At 67.3% G+C, this 1,834-nt stretch carries 1 protein-coding gene and 1 pseudogene; both read left to right on the top strand.

Annotated elements, in window-relative coordinates; all coding sequences use genetic code 11:
- The first annotated feature begins 48 nt into the window (after positions 1–48).
- Complete coding sequence (locus R1101_RS0122590) at positions 49–786, top strand: hypothetical protein (protein ID WP_016935480.1); 738 nt, start codon at positions 49–51, stop codon at positions 784–786.
- Between the two features lie 333 nt (positions 787–1,119).
- Positions 1,120–1,834: pseudogene (locus tag R1101_RS0122585) on the top strand (hypothetical protein); the annotation flags it as partial.

Genomic DNA, 1,834 nt, shown 5'->3' with positions numbered 1-1,834 from the left:
GGGGCGGTGAGCCCAGGATCGAAGTACCCGCAATTCAGGAGGACGATCATGACTATCACCCCGCACGCAGCTGCCGAGAGGTCCTGCGAACTGCCCCGGGTTTCCGGAGAGCGTTTCGCCGGCTACGCCGTGATCGGCGCGCCGTTCGCGAGCGGCCATTATCTCGCGCTGCGCAGATTCCCGACGACCAGCATCGGCGATGGCTTCACGTCCGTATGGCACCGCGACCCGGAGGGCACGTGGACGGTGTACAGCGACGTCCCGCCGGAGCTGAGCTGCCCTCGTTATCTCGGTCACGCGTTGAACCGAACGGAGCAGACCGACGTGCGTGCCGAATGGACCGGGCCGGCCGCCCTGCATGTGACGGCCGGTACCGAACTGGAGTGGGATCTCCGGATGACCACATCGCCGGCGACCACCGTCATGAACGCGGCGGGCAGTCTGATGCCCGATGTGCTCCGGCACAGTCCGACGGTGCTGGCCGCGATGGGGCGTCTCGCCGGACCGGTGCTCGGCGCCGGCCGGGTGCGGCTCGGTGGGCACCTGCCGAACGGGCAGTGGTTCCGGGCCGACCCGCGGCAACTGTGGGTTGCCCATACCGAGCACGCCGTGGTCCGTGGAGTGGATCTCGGTCCGGAAGGTCCCCTGAGCCGGCAGGACCGCCTCGGCGACTTCCGGCTTCCGCAGCGCGGACTGTTCGCGACGGTGCAGGTGTGGCTCGAACCGTACGACGCCCGGCGCCACTTCCCGGCACGTCCCCACACGGTGCATGCGGACGGCGAGTGATCGGTGGATGTTCCCGGCGGTAACAGCTTTGGGACAGATGTGTCACAAGGTTTCGTTCGAAAGCCGAGGCAACTCGTGCGCAAATGACACACAATGAATTTCGGCAGCACGTCGTCGAGGGGGAAAGGTACTCCCAGATCAATTCACCCGCCCGCTCCGGTCTGGCTGACACTTGCGGGAGGCCTGGCGTTTTCGGGATGCGCGATGATCGAAGCAGTCTTGGGAATCCATGCGAGAGACCACGAGCCCGTCGAGGTTCGCTCCGGACCGGACACACGAGTGGACGACGACGCAGGGGGCGGCGGCGTAGAACTCGGAAGACTGCTTGCCGTCGTGACTTTGACGTCTGCGCAGGCCGCGCTGCTCGTCACCGACGCGGTCGATCAGCTCGAACTCGCGCACGGCCGGGGCCATCATCCGATCCGTCTCCGAGGCGATGCCGTGATGGTGTCCGAGAACGGAGAGCTCACCATCGACAGCGCCGGAAGTGCGGGATCCTGGGACGAGGTGCGTGATGCGACGACAGGTCTGCTCCGCCGGATCGTGACGAACTGCCGTAACGAAGCGCTTGCCGATCGGGTGGACGCGGCGATCGCCGAATCGTCGGATCCGGTCGGCCTGGCGAGACGGGCCCGTTATGCTGCCGCAACGGAATTCGACGAGACCGAGAGGGCAAGGAAGCGGTCTCAGATCGCCGCGCTCGTCTCCGCCGTGAAGGGGCACGCCCGTTCGGAGAGCGATATCGCGGAACGGGCGAACATGCCGATCCCGACGACGGAGCGGACTCGTACCCCGAACCGCCCGCGCCCACCCGCCGGGAAGGTGTGGCATCGCAAGAAGAGGCGCCTGTCGCCGCGCCGGTGGATCATCGCGCTGATCGCGATCCTCGCGCTCGTCGCGGTGGCGTGGGTGGCTCCCCCCGCATGGTCGGAACTGAACCGCGGTTGGCACACCCTCCTCGACCCGGTGGACTCGTCGATGGACGATCGGATCGATCCCGTCTCGCCACCCCCTCCGATTCCGCCGGTGCCCGAAGCCGCACCGGGAG

The organism is Rhodococcus sp. R1101, assembly GCF_000278445.1.
Taxonomy (GTDB): Bacteria; Actinomycetota; Actinomycetes; order Mycobacteriales; family Mycobacteriaceae; genus Rhodococcus; species Rhodococcus gordoniae.
The sequence above is the reverse complement of the archived record's forward strand: the minus strand, read 5'-3'. Positions and strand labels throughout refer to the sequence as shown.